The sequence below is a fragment of the Streptomyces sp. JL2001 genome (assembly GCF_050917515.1).
Lineage (GTDB): Bacteria > Actinomycetota > Actinomycetes > Streptomycetales > Streptomycetaceae > Streptomyces.
In genome coordinates, this window is record NZ_CP169421.1 from 1,241,623 (window position 1) to 1,256,851 (window position 15,229).

Annotated in this window: 12 protein-coding genes; 9 read left to right on the forward strand and 3 right to left on the reverse strand. The window is 73.8% G+C overall.

Annotated elements, in window-relative coordinates; genetic code table 11:
- Window positions 1-10: 10 nt before the first annotated feature.
- Together ACE1OA_RS05435 and ACE1OA_RS05440 are read right to left on the reverse strand one after the other, a co-directional pair.
- The gene (locus tag ACE1OA_RS05435; RefSeq protein WP_432752375.1) at window positions 11-1,393 is read right to left on the reverse strand and encodes a family 2 encapsulin nanocompartment cargo protein terpene cyclase; all 1,383 of its coding nucleotides are present in this window, start codon (window positions 1,391-1,393) and stop codon (window positions 11-13) included.
- A gap of 259 nt (window positions 1,394-1,652) precedes the next feature.
- Entirely contained in the window at window positions 1,653-3,062 is a 1,410-nt protein-coding gene (locus ACE1OA_RS05440) for a family 2B encapsulin nanocompartment shell protein (protein ID WP_432752376.1), read from the reverse strand.
- Window positions 3,063-3,638: 576 nt separating this feature from the next.
- On the opposite strand from ACE1OA_RS05440, the gene ACE1OA_RS05445 reads away from it, so the two are divergent.
- Genes ACE1OA_RS05445 through ACE1OA_RS05475 form a run of 7 tightly spaced genes read left to right on the forward strand, consistent with a single transcriptional unit; the run spans window position 3,639 to window position 11,950 of the window.
- On the forward strand, window positions 3,639-6,260 hold the full coding sequence (locus ACE1OA_RS05445; RefSeq protein ID WP_432752377.1) for a beta-ketoacyl synthase N-terminal-like domain-containing protein: 2,622 nt from the start codon (window positions 3,639-3,641) through the stop codon (window positions 6,258-6,260).
- Window positions 6,257-7,006: a thioesterase II family protein gene (locus ACE1OA_RS05450; protein WP_384866456.1), complete on the forward strand. Its 750-nt coding sequence runs from the start codon at window positions 6,257-6,259 to the stop codon at window positions 7,004-7,006. Before ACE1OA_RS05445 ends, ACE1OA_RS05450 begins: the two co-directional genes overlap by 4 nt.
- Complete coding sequence (locus tag ACE1OA_RS05455; RefSeq protein ID WP_356600195.1) at window positions 6,994-7,863, forward strand: 3-hydroxyacyl-CoA dehydrogenase family protein; 870 nt, start codon at window positions 6,994-6,996, stop codon at window positions 7,861-7,863. The genes ACE1OA_RS05450 and ACE1OA_RS05455 overlap by 13 nt, the downstream gene beginning before the upstream one ends.
- On the forward strand, window positions 7,856-8,125 hold the full coding sequence (locus ACE1OA_RS05460; protein ID WP_356600197.1) for a phosphopantetheine-binding protein: 270 nt from the start codon (window positions 7,856-7,858) through the stop codon (window positions 8,123-8,125). Before ACE1OA_RS05455 ends, ACE1OA_RS05460 begins: the two co-directional genes overlap by 8 nt.
- Entirely contained in the window at window positions 8,110-9,294 is a 1,185-nt protein-coding gene (locus ACE1OA_RS05465; RefSeq protein WP_384866453.1) for an acyl-CoA dehydrogenase family protein, read from the forward strand. The genes ACE1OA_RS05460 and ACE1OA_RS05465 overlap by 16 nt, the downstream gene beginning before the upstream one ends.
- Window positions 9,291-10,577: a hypothetical protein gene (locus ACE1OA_RS05470; RefSeq protein ID WP_384866451.1), complete on the forward strand. Its 1,287-nt coding sequence runs from the start codon at window positions 9,291-9,293 to the stop codon at window positions 10,575-10,577. The genes ACE1OA_RS05465 and ACE1OA_RS05470 overlap by 4 nt, the downstream gene beginning before the upstream one ends.
- Entirely contained in the window at window positions 10,574-11,950 is a 1,377-nt protein-coding gene (locus tag ACE1OA_RS05475) for an acyltransferase domain-containing protein (protein WP_432752378.1), read from the forward strand. The genes ACE1OA_RS05470 and ACE1OA_RS05475 overlap by 4 nt, the downstream gene beginning before the upstream one ends.
- Before the next feature lie 164 nt (window positions 11,951-12,114).
- On the opposite strand, the gene ACE1OA_RS05480 is transcribed toward ACE1OA_RS05475, so the two are convergent.
- Window positions 12,115-13,383, reverse strand: coding sequence for an MFS transporter (locus ACE1OA_RS05480; RefSeq protein ID WP_432752379.1), 1,269 nt, complete (start codon window positions 13,381-13,383; stop codon window positions 12,115-12,117).
- 175 nt (window positions 13,384-13,558) lie between these two features.
- On the opposite strand from ACE1OA_RS05480, the gene ACE1OA_RS05485 reads away from it, so the two are divergent.
- A complete protein-coding gene (locus tag ACE1OA_RS05485; protein ID WP_432752380.1) occupies window positions 13,559-14,989 on the forward strand; it encodes a condensation domain-containing protein in 1,431 nt (476 codons plus the stop codon).
- Window positions 14,986-15,225 (forward strand): acyl carrier protein, encoded by a 240-nt coding sequence (locus tag ACE1OA_RS05490; RefSeq protein ID WP_356600209.1) that lies wholly within the window; start codon window positions 14,986-14,988, stop codon window positions 15,223-15,225. The genes ACE1OA_RS05485 and ACE1OA_RS05490 overlap by 4 nt, the downstream gene beginning before the upstream one ends.
- Window positions 15,226-15,229: the final 4 nt, after the last annotated feature.

Below are 15,229 nucleotides of genomic sequence, written 5' to 3' on the forward strand. Positions count from 1 at the left end.
TTCCGTTTCTCTACCAGAAGTCGGGCAGGCTGTAGCGATAGGTGTTGGTCTGGTGCCAGTAGTGGTTGCCGTCCACCCACACGGCCACTCCGCGCAGGAAGCGGAGCACGCTCGGGAGGGGGCAGGCGGCGGCCAGCGCGGCGGCTTCGGTCTCGAAGTCGCGCATGAGGTCGTTGTGGACCCCGACCGCCTTCAGATAGGCGTCCCGGTCGGAGACGCCCTCGCGTTCGGCGATCACCACGGGCAGGTTCAGGTGCCGGCCGGGGGCGGCGAGCTCCTTGGTGTACGAGTAGAGGTCGTTGACGATGGTGCTGGCGTTTCCGGCGAGCGCCAGGACCCGTTGCATGGCGGGCCGGGCGTGCAGGTCCGCCGGCAGTTCGTAGCCGCCGACGGTGTCGGTGATGGTGGGGCAGGGCCGGAAGTTGTTGAACTGGCGCATCGCCAGGTACTCCCACACCTCGGGCATGTGGTCCGTCTCGGCCCACGCGGCCTCCGCGAGGTATCCCAGGTGCAGCCGGGCCATGTCGTGCCGGTAGCGGTCGGCCTGGGAGGGGGTGGAGTGGCGGACGAAGTACTCCATCGCGGAGCGGTAGGCGCGCCGCGGGGCGTCCGCGTGCAGCGACTCGGCCCACCGGGGCTGGTACTCCTCCGTCGTGTGCAGCGCGTCGAGGGCGGTGTGCGCGAGGAGCAGACGTCCGCCCAGGCCGACGGGCGAACCCCCGTGGTCCTCGCAGTAGCAGTCGTCGAGCGCGTTCTCGGCGACCATCAGGCGTGTGGCGATCATCAGGTGGTCGACCGTCGGCGCGTCGGGATGGCAGGCGACCATGTAGCGCCCGACGGAGAAGCCGTCGAACTGCCCCTCCCACTCGTCGGGGAACAGCTGCACCTCCTCCACCGCCCAGGACTTGATCCGGCGGCTGACCTCCTCGACGCGCGCAGGGTCGGGTTCCGGCACGGGGTGGTGGTACAGGCCGGGGATCGGCCGCCCCTCCGCCGGTGCCGGGGCCGACGCCGCCGGCGGAAATCCCGGGGACGCCTCGCGGCGGCCCGGGTACAGCCCCGCCGTCCCGAGGCCACGGGGTCCGCTCGGGATCCGGTCCGGGACGGGGGCCGGGGCGGCGATGTCCGCCGCGGCGGTGGCCGGTGGCGCCGTGCGGAAGGGGAGCGGGGGGCCGGTCGGCAGGGCGGGACGGGCGGGCGGGACCAGGGCCGGTGCGGCGGGCTCCGCGCCGGCGGCGCCGACGCCGGACGGGGGCGCGTCACCGACGCCGGACGCGGCGCCGGGGACCCTGCCGGCGGCCGACTCGACGGCCCGGGCGAGGACGTGGGCCCCGAAGCGGGCCGCCGCGTCGGGCAGGCTCGACTGCAGAGGGGAAGGCCCGGGATCGGGCATCCGTGACTCCTTGGTTGATGGGTGGGCCGCCCCGTGTCCGGGGCACGCTCGACCGGCCCCGCAGGGGGTTCGGGAGGTGGCGGACGCCGTCGTACGGGGCCGGGGTTCCGGTGGGCCGGGCGCCGGGGGCGGGCATGGGGTGCCGCGGGCCGTGCGGCAGCGGGGTCGCGGGCGGCACCGTGTCCGCCGGACCGCGGAGGGCGGCGGGGAGCGGCCAGTGCGGGCGGCTCCGCGCCCGGCGGGACGTGCTGGAGGCCCCTCAGGCGCGCCGGCGGGCGATCTGCACGTTCTCCAGCACGCCGAGCGCGTTGGGCACCAGGATCGCGGCGGAGTAGTAGGTCGTGACCAGGTAGGAGATGATCGACCGCTCGTCGACGCCCATGAAGCGCACCGAGAGCCCCGGCTCGTACTCCTCCGGCAGCCCGGTCTGGCGCAGCCCGATGACGCCCTGGTTGTCCTCGCCGGTGCGCATGGCGAGGATGGAGCTGGTGTTCTCCCTGCTGACGGGGATCTTGTCGCAGGGCAGGATCGGGACGCCGCGCCAGGCCGCGACCTGCTGTCCGTCTAGGTCCATGTGGTCGGGGTAGATCCCCCGGGCGTTGAGTTCGCGGCCGATCGCCGCGATCGTCCGGGGATGGGCGAGGAACAGCTTCGTGCCGCGGCGACGGCAGAGCAGTTCGTCGAGGTCGTCCGGGGTGGGCGGGCCGGCGTGGGGCTGGATCCGCTGCTTGAAGTCGGCGTTGTGGAGGAGCCCGAACTCGCGGTTGTTGATCAGCTCGTGTTCCTGGCGTTCGCGCAACGCCTCGATGGTGAGCCTGAGTTGCTCCTCGGTCTGGTTCATCGGCCCGTTGTAGAGGTCGGCGACCCGGGTGTGGACCCGCAGCACCGTCTGGGCGACGGACAGTTCGTACTCGCGCGGCTTGAGCTCGTAGTCGACGAAGGCGCCGGGCAGCGCGACCTCGCCGACGTGTCCGGCGGACATGGCGATCTCGGCCTCGCCGTGACGGTTCTGCCGCTGCCGGGGCAGCGAGCCGAAGGCGTCGACATGGGCCCGGAGTCCGGGCGCGGCGGACATCACGGCGGCGAAGTCGGCTCGGGACAGGGTCAGGAGGGTGCCCGCGGTCTCGGCGGTGGCGGTGTGGTCCCATCTGGCGTCGGCGTCCAGAAGGGCGTGCTCCCCGAAGCGGTCGCCGTCGGCGAGCACGGTCACGGCGACCTCGTCGCCGTACCTGCCGACGGAGGTCTGGTTGATCCGGCCGTGCGCGATGAGGTGGATCTCCCCGGCCGGGGCGCCGCGTTCGACCAGTACCTCGCCGGCGCGGAAGTCCCGCTGGACGCACCGGCAGGCGAGCGTGCCGAGCACCTCGACGTCCCCGAAGCCGCGCAGCAGGGCGAGTTCGCCGAGCTCCTGCGGGATCACCCGTACCTGTCCGCCGTCCTGGACGAAGTCGACGCGCCCGTCGCCGACGGTGTAGCTCAGCCGGCGGTTCACCCGGTACGCGCCGCCCTTGGTCTCCACCCAGGGGAGCATCCGCAGCAGCCAGCGGGAGGTGATCTCCTGCATCTGCGGGGCGGATTTGGTCGTGGTGGCGAGCTTGCGGGCGGCCGCGGTGCTCAGACTGGACCGCCGAGGCGGATCCAGCTGCTGCGGGTCGATCTGGGCGGTCATCGGGCGAGGGCTCCTTCGCGGGACTCGTGGTCGGCGCAGCGCACGCCGACCGGCGGAAAGGGGACCGGGACGGTGGGGCGAATGTCAGGGATTCGTCCGGATCCCGCTGAACAGTAGAGCCGGATACGCGTGGCTCGCCCTGCGAGTCCGTTGGTATTACCTCGATGAAGTGACCTTGATCCGAACGGGGTTTATCCGGCTGACCGACGACATTCGAGCCACCGGCCCGGCCGCCGCCCGGCGCGCTCCGGGCAGGTCGCCCGTCCCGGTCCGCACCGGCGCGGGCCCGTGGTCCGGCCTCGCCCGACCGGCCGCGGTTCCCGGCTGCGCCCGACGGCGGCGGCACGGTCCGGTGACGGCGGTGGCGTGATCCACACCCGGCGGGATGCCGTTCCCCGGCCACGGACGGGGACTCCGCATCACATCGGAGACGGGCCGGCGCGTGCGAACGAGCCCGGCGGGACGGTTCGTTCTGACGAGGAAGAAGATGATCTCTTCTCTTTCCCCTGACGAGCCGGGTAGCCTGACCGCTCCCAACAGGGTTGACCACGACATGACATCGGGGTGGGGCGATCAGTGGCGAGTCCGGCACGTACCTCGGCCGAGGCCCCGGAGCAGGACCGTTCCGCCGGTCACATCGCCGTCATCGGCCTGGCCTGCCGGTTCCCCGGAGCCGGGAACGCCGAGGCGTTCTGGCGGAATCTCGTCACCGGCACCGACTCGATCACCCGGGTCAAGGGTCCGGAAGGCGTCGCGGCGCGCGGCCTGATCGAGGACCCGGAGTCCTTCGACGCCGGCTACTTCGGGGTCTCGCCCCGTGAGGCCCGGATCGTCAACCCGCAGCAACGGCTGTTCCTGGAATGCGCGGTGGCGGCCCTGGAGGACGCCGGACACGATCCGGCCCGTGCGGACGCGGTCGTCGGCGTGTACGGGGGCGGCAGCGAGAACGACCACGCGCGGCTGCTCCGCGCCCGCCGGGCGGACCTGCCGTCCGTCTCCGACTGGGAGATCCGGGTCGCCAACGGCGCCGACTTCCTGTGCAGCAGGGTCGCCCACAAGCTGGGCCTGACCGGTCCGACGGTCGCGGTGCAGGCGGCGTGCGCCACCTCCCTCGTCGCCGTCCACCTGGCCGTCCGCGGCCTGCTGGACGGGGAGTGCGACCTCGCCCTGGCCGGCGGGGTCACCGTTCGCCTGCCGGTCCGCGTCGAGGGGACGGACGAGGTCGGGATCCAGGCCCCGGACGGGGTGCTGCGGGCCTTCGACGCCCGGGCCGGCGGGCTGGTCGGCGGCGACGGCGTCGGCATCGTGGTGCTCAAGCGCCTGGCGGACGCGCTCGCGGACGGCGACCGGGTGGACGCGGTCGTCCGCGGATCCGCCGTGAACAACGACGGCGCGGGGCGGATGGGCTTCACCGCCCCCGGGGTCGACGGGCAGGCGACCGTGATCGAGAAGGCCCAGCGGGCCGCCGGGGTCGGCCCGGACACCTGTACGTACGTGGAGACCCACGGCACGGCGACCCCGCTCGGCGACCCGGTCGAAGTCGCCGCGCTCACCCAGGCGTTCCGGCGCGGCACGGACCGGCGGGGGTTCTGCGGGATCGGCTCGGTGAAGACCAACATCGGGCACACCGACGCCGCCGCCGGGGTCGCCGGACTGATCAAGACCGTCCTCGCGCTGAAGCACGGCGTCCTCCCGCCCAGCCTGCACTTCACCGAGCCCAACCCGGCGATCGACTTCACGGGCAGCCCGTTCCGCGTGGTGACGCGCGCCGAGGAATGGGCGCCGCCGGGTCTCCCGCGGCGCGCCGGTGTCAGCTCCTTCAGCGTCGGCGGCACCAACGCCCACATCGTGCTGGAGGAGGCCCCCCGGCTGCCCCGCCCCGAACCCGGGCCGGAGACACCCCGGGTGCTGCCGCTCTCGGCCCGGACCCCGGAAGCCCTCGACGCCCTCACGGCGCGTCTCGCCGACCGTCTGCGCGACGATCCCGGCGCCTCCCTCGCGGACGTCGCCTGGACCCTCCAGACGGGTCGCTCCGAGCACGGCCGGCGGCGCTACGCGGTCGTCACCTCGGTCCCCGACGCCGTGCGCGTCCTCTCCGGGGAGGCGCCGGACCGGCTCGTGACCGCCGCCGGCGAGTCCCGCCCGCGACCGGTGCTCCTCCGGTTCGTGCCCCCGGCCGACCCGGTCGCGGAACGGGCCGTCTGGACGCGGCTGTCCGCCGCCGACCCGGAGTTCCGGCGGGCCGTCGAGGAGTGCGGCGCCCCCTCCCCCGTCGCGGACGACGCCCGGTCCTGCGCCGCGCTCGCGTTCGCGGGCCGCTACGCCCTCGCACGCGACTGGCTGCGCCGGGGTGTCGGACCCGCGGGAGTCGTCGGCACGGGCACCCACGCGCTCGTGGCGGCGGCCGTCGCCGGGGTGTTCCGCCCGGCGGACGCGGCCGCCCTCGCGGCCGAGGCCGCTGGCGGCGCGGCGGACGAGCGCCTCGCCGAACTCGTACGCCACGCGGGGCCCCGTCCCCCCGTCCTGGCCCTGCGCACCGCGTACGACGGCAAGGCGGCCTCGGCGGCCGAGGCCATGGATCCGGCGTACTGGGTCGGCGTCCTGCGAAGGCCGGCGGCGGCCGCGCCGCCGGCGGGCGACGGCGGCCGTCCGGTCCTCGACGTGGACACCGCGCTCACTCCGGACGGTCCGCGGTCCGTGCCGGAGGTGCTCGGGGCACTGTGGCTCGCGGGCGCCCGGATCGACTGGGCCGCCGCGCACGAGGGACCCGCGCCCCGCAAGGTCGCCCTCCCGACGTACCCGTTCGCCCGGCAGCTCCACTCCCTGACCGCCACCGAGCGGGACGCCGCGCCCGCGCCCGCCCCGGCAGCCCCCGACGCGGCGCACGGCACCGCGGTCCGCTCCGGGGCGGCGACGCCGGCCGCACCGCCGCCGGCGGCCGCGCCCCGCGCCGGGGGCCACTCCACGCTCACCCTCGTCACCGGCCTCTTCGCCGAGATCCTCGACCTGCCCGACGTCGAACCGGACGACAGCTTCTTCGACCTCGGCGGGGACTCCCTCATCGCGACCCGTTTCGTGGCCCGGGCCGAGGAGGTGCTGTCCGTCCGGCTGGTCCCGCGTTCGCTGTTCGAGGCGCCCACCCCGGAGGAACTGGCCGCTCTGGTCGACGGGCTGGCGGCCGCGGGGAGGGAGCGGTGACGGGCTGGACCGTCCGCAGGATCCGGCGGCCCGGGGCGGGTTCCTCGCTCTACTGCTTCCCGCACGCGGGAGGTTCGCCGGGCGAGTACGTCCGCTGGTCCGACGAGCTGCCCGACGTCCAGCTGTGGGGCGTGCACCTGCCCGGCCGGACCACCCGCTCCGCCGAACCCGCCTTCACCCGTGTGGCGCCGCTCGTCGACGCCGTCCTCGACGCCGTCCGCTTCACGCCGCCGTTCACCCTCCTCGGGCACAGTCTCGGCGCGCTGGTGGCCTTCGAGGTGGCACGGGAGCTGCGGCGGCGGGACCTGCCCGCGCCCGAGCGCCTGATCCTCTCCTCCTGCCCCGCCCCGCCCTTCCCCGCTCCGTCGCGACCGGTCCACACCCTGTCCGACGACGACCTCCTCGCCGAGATCGAGCGACGCTCCGGCGACCCGATGGACCATCTGCGGGACGACCCCGTCCTGCGGGCGGCCGCCCTCGCCTGCTACCGCGCCGACTTCGCCCTCCTGGAGAACCACGTCCACGTCCCGGGCCCGCCGCTCGACTGCCCGGTCACCCTTCTGGCGGGCGCGGACGAACGCCTGCTGCCGGACCCGGACGCGTGGGCCGCGTACACCGGCGGCACGGTCGAACGGCGGCTGCTGCCGGGTGGGCACTTCTACTTCCGTACGGCCCGGCCTCAGACGCTGAGCGTCCTGCGGGAGACCGTCAGCACGACGAAAGGAGACACCGAGTGGACCGGATAGGCGTGGTCGGCGCGGGCACCATGGGCCGGGGCGTCGCGCAGCTCTTCGCGGAGCACGGGCACGAGATCGTGCTCGTGGACGTCGCGGAGGACATCCTCGACTCCGCGCGGGCGGACATCACCCGTCACCTGCGGCTCGCGCCGCTCATCCGGCGCGGCGCGCCCGTCCGGCCGCCGGAGGAGGTGCTCCCGCGCATCCGGTTCACCACGGACCTCAAGGACCTGCGCGAGGTCGACTTCCTGGTCGAGAACGTCACCGAGGACTGGGACGTCAAGCGCGCCCTCCACCGCGAGCTCGACGCGATCTGCGCGCCCGAGGTCGTCTTCGGCGTGAACACCTCGGCGATCCCCGTCACCCGGGTCGCCGGCGTCACCGGCCGCCCGGACCGCGTGCTCGGCACGCACTTCATGAACCCGGCCCAGCTGAAGCCCACGGTGGAGCTGATCCGGGGCCACCACACCTCGGACGCGACCCTGGCCCGCACCCGGGCCCTGCTCGAGGGCGCCGGCCGGCGGCACGTGGTGGTGGAGGACTCCCCCGGCTTCGTCACCAACCGGGTGCTGATGCTGACGCTGAACGAGGCGATCTTCACGCTGCACGAGGGCGTCTCCACGGCCAAGGACATCGACCGGCTGTTCAAGGAGTGCTTCGGCCACGCGATGGGCCCGCTGGAGACGGCGGACCTGATCGGCCTGGACACCGTGTACCTGTCGCTCCAGGTCCTGTACGAGAACTTCGGCGACCCCAAGTACCGCCCGTGCCCGCTGCTGCGGAGGCTGGTCGACGCCGGACTCCACGGCAGGAAGACGGGACAGGGCTTCCATTCCTACGAGTCGGGAGAACAGCGGCGTGGTTGAGCAGCACAAGGAACTGATCCGCGACTTCATCGCGCAGCACGTGCCGGACACCGAGGTGGACGACGACGAGGACCTGTTCGCCGGCGGGCTGGTGAACTCGCTCTTCGCGGTCCAGCTCGTGGTCTGGGTGGAGCGGACCTTCGACCTGCGGGTGGAGGGCGCGGACCTGGACTTCGCGCACTTCGCCTCGGTCGACGCCATCGCGGGGTTCGTCGCCGGCAAGCTGGCTCCGGCCGGAGGCGGCGCGTGGACTTCGAACTGACCGACGAGCAGCGGCGGCTCCGTAAGGAGATCGTCGCGTTCGCCCGGGCCGAGCTCGGCCGCGACGTCGCGGAGGACGACCGTACGGGGCGCTTCCCCCGGGAGGACTGGGACCGCTGCGCCGAGTTCGGCGTGCTGGGCTGGCCGGTGCCGCGGGAGTACGGAGGCGGCGGCCTCGACCCGCTGACGACGATGATCGCCCTGGAGGCGCTCGGCTACGGCTGCCGCGACAACGGACTCGTGTTCGCCGTCAACAACCACCTGTGGGCCTGCGTCGTCCATCTGCTGCTGCACGGTACGGAGGAGCAGAAGCGGCGCTTCCTCCCGCCGTTGTCGGCGGGCACCCTGGTCGGCGCGCACGCCCTGTCGGAGCCGGAGGCGGGCACCGACATCCTCAGCATGTCCACCACGGCCGTGCGGGACGGCGACGGCTACCGGCTGCACGGGACCAAGTGCTTCATCAGCAACGGGCCGGTCGCCGACGTCTTCGTCACGTTCGCCCGCACCGGTGACGGGGTCGGGACGCAGAACCGGCTGTCGGCGTTCGTGGTCACCGCCGACATGCCGGGCGTGGTGAAGAAGCGCGAGCTGCCGAAGATGGGGCTGCGGACCACGCCCATGGGGGTGCTGGAGTTCGACGGCACCCCGGTGCCCGCCGCCAACCTGCTCGGCCGGGAGGGCGCCGGCTACCAGGTGTTCACGTCGGCGATCGAGTGGGAGCGCTCGTTCATGTTCGCGGCGCAGGTGGGGGCGATGGAGCGGATCCTGGAGAACTCGGTCGCCCACGCCAACGCGCGCCGCCAGTTCGGCCGTTCGATCGGCACCTTCCAGGCCGTCTCGCACCCGGTCGCCGACATGAAGATCCGGCTCGAACTCGCGCGGAACCTGCTGTACAAGGTGGGCTGGCTGAAGCGGGAGGGCCGGATGGCCCTCGTCGAGGCCACCATGGCGAAGATCTTCATCAGCGAGAGCCTGGTCCAGACGGCCCAGGCGTCGATGGACCTCCACGGCGCACGCGGCTACGTGGCGGACGACGGTGTCGAGCGCGAGCTGCGGGACGCGCTCGCCGGTCCCATCTACGCCGGGACGAACGCCGTCCAGCGCGGCATCCTCGCCGAACTGGTCGGCGTGCGCGGGGCCCTGTCCGGGGGCGGGGGCGGATCGCGATGAGCACGTTCCGGATCCCGCTCGACCCGCCGGTGCCCGGCGCGCTCGCCGAGGAGCTGGCGCGGCGCGTCTACTTCGTCTCGTCGACGATCACCGGCTTCACGCTGGTCAGGACGCCGACGGCGACCGCGCCGGGGGCCGGCTCCGGTGAGGGTGGCTCCGGCTCCGGCTCCGGTGAGGGTGGCTCCGGGGCCGCGGCCGGCCCGTACGGGCCGGTCACCGCCGTGGACGTCACCGCCACGCCGCTCGGCGAGGAGCCCGTCGACGTCGCGGGGCTCACCCGCAAGCTGCGCCACGTCGTCACCCACGACGTCCTCGCCCAGCGGCCCGTGGAACCCAAGGTCGTCTGGCGCGGCTCCGTCGCCGAGCCGCCCCGGGACGTCTTCGAGGAGCTGGTCGCCCGGGGCGCCGCGGCCGAGCTCGGCGAGGGGCAGATCGCGGTCGGCGAGCCCGTCCTGTCCCTCATGGACCATCTCGACGCCGAGCTCCGGTCCCTGGTCATGGACGAGTTCGACGCACGCGAGTTCCGCTATCCGACGCTCATCACGTCGGCGGCGCTGCGCCGCACGGGGTACTTCGACTCCTTCCCGCACATGCTGATGTTCGTCACGCGGCTGCACGGAGACGTCGACAGCTACCGCGGGTTCCTCGACTCCCTCGCGGACGGCGGCGACCTCGCCGAGGGGCTGCGCGCGCACACCGGCGGGTTCGACCACTCCCTGCCGCCGACGATGTGCTTCCACACCTACCACCAGTACGCGGACGGGCCGCTGCCGGCGCCGTCGACGGTGGTGACCGCACGGGGCAAGTCCTTCCGCCACGAGTCCCGTTACCGCCGTTCGCTGGAGCGGCTGTGGGACTTCACGATCCGGGAGATCGTGTTCATGGGGACCCCCGAGTTCGTGCTGGGCGCGCGGGCGCGGGTGATGGAGCGCTCGTACGCGCTCATGGAGTCGCTCGGTCTCGGCGGCCGGTGCGAGGTCGCGGGCGACCCCTTCTTCCTGAACGAGGCGACGGCGTCGCGCGCCTGGTCGCAGCGGCTTCTCCAGCTCAAGTACGAGCTGCGGCTGCCGCTCGACGGGGAGCGGGATGTCGCCGTCGCGTCCTTCAACTACCACGAGAGGCTCTTCGGTTCGTCGTTCGGCATCCGGGACGAGGCCGGCGACCCGGTGTACTCGGGCTGTGTCGGCTTCGGGCTCGAACGGCTCGCGTACGCGTTCCTCTGCCGGCACGGCGTGGATCCGGCCGGCTGGCCCGAGGCGGTCCGCAAGGCGGTGTCACCGTGAGCGGGGAGGCCCGGCTGCTGGCGCTCACGGCGCGGACGGCCGAGGCGCTCGAGGACGCGACGGACCGCCTGGCGGACCGTCTGGACCGCATGGACGAGGCGGAGTTCGCGGCTCTGCCGGCCGTGTCCGAGGCCGCCAGGACGACGTCCCCACCCGGCACGCACCGGCGGGCGCTCGCGGCGAGCGGGGCGGCGGACGCGGCCCGGAGGCTGCGCAAGCGCGATCCGCGGCGGGTGTCCACCGGCGTCGCTGGTCCGGAGGGCGGTCACGGGACGGACGGCGGCGGTGCCGGTCCCGGGGCGTCCCGGGTGTTCCTGTTCTCCGGGGTCGGAGACCAGTACGCGGGGCTCGGCGCGGGCCTGTACCGGTGCCTGCCGGTGTTCCGTGAGGAGCTCGACCGCTGCTTCGGGCTGCTCGCCGCCGAGCACGGTCTCGACCTGCGGCCGGTCCTCTTCCCCGCCGCGCCGGACGACGGCGCCGGGCCGGGCGCGGACGCCGCCGCCCGCCCCGACCTGGCCGCCCTGTTCGACCGGCGCGAGACGGTGCAGGAGATCCACCGCACGGTCGTCGCCCAGCCGCTGATGTTCTCGGTGCAGTACGCGATGGCCCGGGCGCTGACCGCGCTCGGCGCGGGGCCCACGGCCCTCGCCGGTTACAGCGTGGGCGAGTACGCGGCGGCCTGCGTCGCCGGCGTCCTCCCGTTGCCGGACGCGCTGCGGCTGGTCGGCCGCCGGGCCCGGCTGGTGGACGGGCTGCCGGAGGGCGCCATGCTCGCCGTCATGGCCGGGCCCGAGGCGGTGCTGCCGTACGTCGGCGGGGAGTTGTCGGCGGCGGCGTTCAACGGTCCCCAGCAGACGGTGCTGTCGGGGCCGGTCGAGGCGGTGGAGAAGGCGGCCGGCCTGCTGACGGAGGACGGTCACGCCTGCCGGCGGCTGGCCACCTCGCACGCCTTCCATTCCTGGATGACGGAGCCGCTGACGGGCCCGCTGGAGGAGCTGCTCGGCACGCTGCCGCTGCGGCCGCCGGAGCTGCCGGTCCTCTCGAACGTGACCGGGACGTGGCTGCGCGACGAGGAGGCGACCAGTCCGGCGTACTGGGCCCGGCAGCTGTCCCGGACGATCCGGTTCGCGGAGGAACTGGCCGAGATCTGGCGGCTGCCCGACCCGCTCCTGGTCGAGCTGGGTCCCGGACAGCCGTTGACCCGGCTGGCGCTCCAGCATCCCGGCCGCCCGCCGGGCGCGGTCGGGGCGGTGGTGCAGTCCCTGCCCGGCGGGTTCGACAGCCGCTCGGAGCACGAACTGCTGCTGGCCGCGCTGGGGCGGTTCTGGGTGACCGGGGTGGACCCGGACTGGACGGCGCTGCGGCTGCCGTGAGTCCGGAGGCCACTGTCGGATCGTGACCGGCACCGGGTCCGTGGCCCGGATCCCCCGGGGCGTCCCTCTGATCGTGGCCTGCCCCTGTTCCGTGGCCCCGGTCGCGGCCGGGTCCCGGCCCGGCCGCCTCGACGGCCTCGGGCGCCCGCGCGGACACCCCGGGGTCAGTCCGTGACGGCCGCCGTCTCCTCCTCCTCGGGGAGTTCGCGCAGGGCCGGGACCGGCGACCAGAGGAGCGGCAGCCAGGAGACGGCTCCGATGACGGCCGAGGCGATGATCGCGCCCCGCATGCCCAGGAGTTCGGCGAGGAGTCCGGACAGGGGGCCGCCGATCGCGATCGTGCTCCAGATGACGAAGCGCATGGAGGCGTTCATCCGCCCCCGCAGCCGGTCGGGCGTGATCGCCTGGCGCAGCGTCACCTGGGCGATGTTGAACAGCGGCACGCCGAAGCCGAAGAGCAGGTGGCCGGCGGCGAGGAACGGGAAGGAGAGGCGGGGCTCGACGGCCGGCACCAGCATCAGCGCGAGCCCGACACCGCAGGTCACCGCGCCCCAGGTGATCGAGCGGCCGTAGCCGAGTCGCTCGATGGCCCGGCTCGCCAGGAGCGCGCCGCCGACCAGGCCGACGCCGGCGAGCGAGAAGACCACGCCCACCATGGCGGAGGCGTAGTCGAGGGTCCGCACCATGTAGAGGGTGAGGAGCACGGTCAGCATCGAGGAGCCGAGGTTGAGGAGGCTGGCGCAGGCGGCGACGGCCCGCAGCATGCTCTGCCGCAGGACGAAGCCGAGGCCCTCGCCGATCTCCTTGCGCAGGGAGCGCGCCCCCTGGTCGGCGGGCACCTCGGGCTCGGGTTCCGGCTGGCGGATGGCCCGGCAGAAGAGGCCGGAGGCGAGGAAGCTGAGCGCGTCGAGGAGGACGGTGGCGGCGGCGCCGATGACCCCGGCCAGGATGCCGGCCGCGGCGGGCCCGGCCATCTCCGCGGCCGAACTGCTCGCGGTGAGCTTGGCGTTGGCGTCGGCGAGTTCCTCGCGCCGTACCAGGGTGGGCAGATAGCTCTGGTACGAGATGTCGAAGGCCACCGTGAAGACGCCGACCAGGAGGACCGCGACGTAGAGCTGGGCCAGGGTCAGCACGTCGAGGGCGTACGCCACGGGCACGCTGCCGAGCAGGAGCGCGCGGAGCAGGTCCGAGGTGACGAGGACCGGCAGGCGGCGCATGCGGTCGAGGAGCGCGCCCGCGGGCAGGGCGAGGAGCAGGAACGGCAGCATGCGGGCGCTGGTGAGGAAGCCCAGTTCCGTGGCGGAGGCGTGCAGCGTCCCGATGGCGAGCAGCGGTACGGCGAGCTGACCGATCTGGGTGCCGGTCTCGCTGATCGACTGCGCGGCCCACAAGCGCATGAAGTCCGGTGAGAGCCAGAGGCCTTTGCGGGTCACCAGGCCATCACGGTCATGGGGTTGCCACCTTCCCTCGATGCGTCGGCGCGTCGCGAACGGAGGCCCCACCATAGAGCTGATGGACGCGCATGTCATGGACACAGAAATCATTGACAGCGGGTTGCTGTTGATCTCTACTTGATGTGGTCACGATCACCATAACCGGGGGTCACGCATGAGGGACGGGAGCGCGCACGCCACGGGGTCGGTTCCGGACATCCGGCCGGTGCTGCCACGTGACGGACACCTGCCGCTGTCCTGCTCGCAGGAGCGGCTCTGGTTCCTGCTCCAGCTCCATCCCGGCATCCGGGCCTACCAGTTCCAGGCCGTCCTGACCCTGGCCGGCACCCTCGACACGCGTGCCCTGGCGGCCGCGCTCACCGAGGTGGTCCGCCGGCACGAGGTCTACCGCACCACGTTCGCCCACGGCCCCGACGGTCCCCGGCAGGTGGTCCACCCGCCGTACGAGGTCACGGTCCCGGTGGTCGATCTGCGCGACTCCCCGGACCCCGAGGCGGCGGTCCGGCGGGCCGTCGGCGACGCCGTCGACGAGGAACTCCCGGTCGACCGGCTCCCACTGGTCCACTGGCGTCTGCTGCGCACGGCCGACGACCGGCACGTCCTGCTCCACCTGGAGCACCATCTGATCCACGACGGCTGGGCCTTCAACGTCTTCATCGACGAACTCTGCGCCCTGTACGAGGCGTTCGCCGAGGGCCGCCCCTCGCCGCTGCCCGAACCCGGGCTCCAGTTCGCCGACTTCGCGGCATGGCAGCACGCCTGGCTCGACAGCCCGGCGGCCGAACGCCAGCTCGCCTACTGGCGCGACCGGCTCGCGGACGTCCCGCCCTTCCTGGAACTGGCCACCGACCGGCCGCGGACGGCCGCCCGCCGCTTCGCCGGGGACGCGCCCCGGTTCACCGTGCCCGCGCACCTCACCGACCGGGTCCGCGCGCTCGCCCGGCACGAACGGGTCTCGCTCTTCGCCGTGATGCTCGCCGCCTTCCAGGTCCTCCTCCACGGCTGGTCGGAGCAGGACCGCTTCTCGGTCGCCTCGGGGCTGGCCGGGCGCGGCCGTCCGGAGACCGACCGGATGCTGGGCATGGTGGTCAACACGGTGGCCCTGGACGCCGATCTGCGCGGCGACCCGACCTTCCGGGAGCTGCTCGGCCGGGTCCGCGCCACCGTCTTCGGCGCGCTGGAGCACCAGGACCTGCCCTTCGACCGGGTGATCGCGGCGCTGCGCCCGCCCCGGATGCCCGGGCGGCAGGCCCTGTGCGAGGTGCTGTTCGCGTTCCACGACGCTCCGATGCGCGCCATCCGCATGCCGGGCCTGGACGTCGAGGTGACACCCGGCATCAGCAACGGCAGCGCCAAGTTCGACCTGAACGTGATCGCGATCCCCGTCGCCGAGCAGGCCGTCGGGCAGCGCGGCCGGGACGTGCCCGGCGGCGTGGAGTTCATCTGGGAGTACGACCGGGACCTGTTCGACGCCACGACCGTGGCACGGGCGGCGGCCGACTACGAGCGGCTGCTCGCCGCGGTGGTGGCCGACCCGCAGGTCCGGGTGTCGGAGCTGGTCGGCGCTGGGGAGGACCTGAGGTGACGGACGAGGACGAGCTGCTGGAGGCGGTGCGGGAGGCCTGGGCCGAGACGCTGGGCATCGACGCCGAGGACGTCCCGGTGGACCAGGGCTTCTTCGACGCCGGCGGCAACTCGCTGCTGCTCCTGCTGCTGTGGGAGCAGCTCAACGAGCTGACCGCCCTGGAGCTGCGGGCCACGGACCTCTTCCGGCACCCCACCGTCGGCGCGCAGGTGAAGCTGCTCGCGGGCGAGGTGTGAAGCG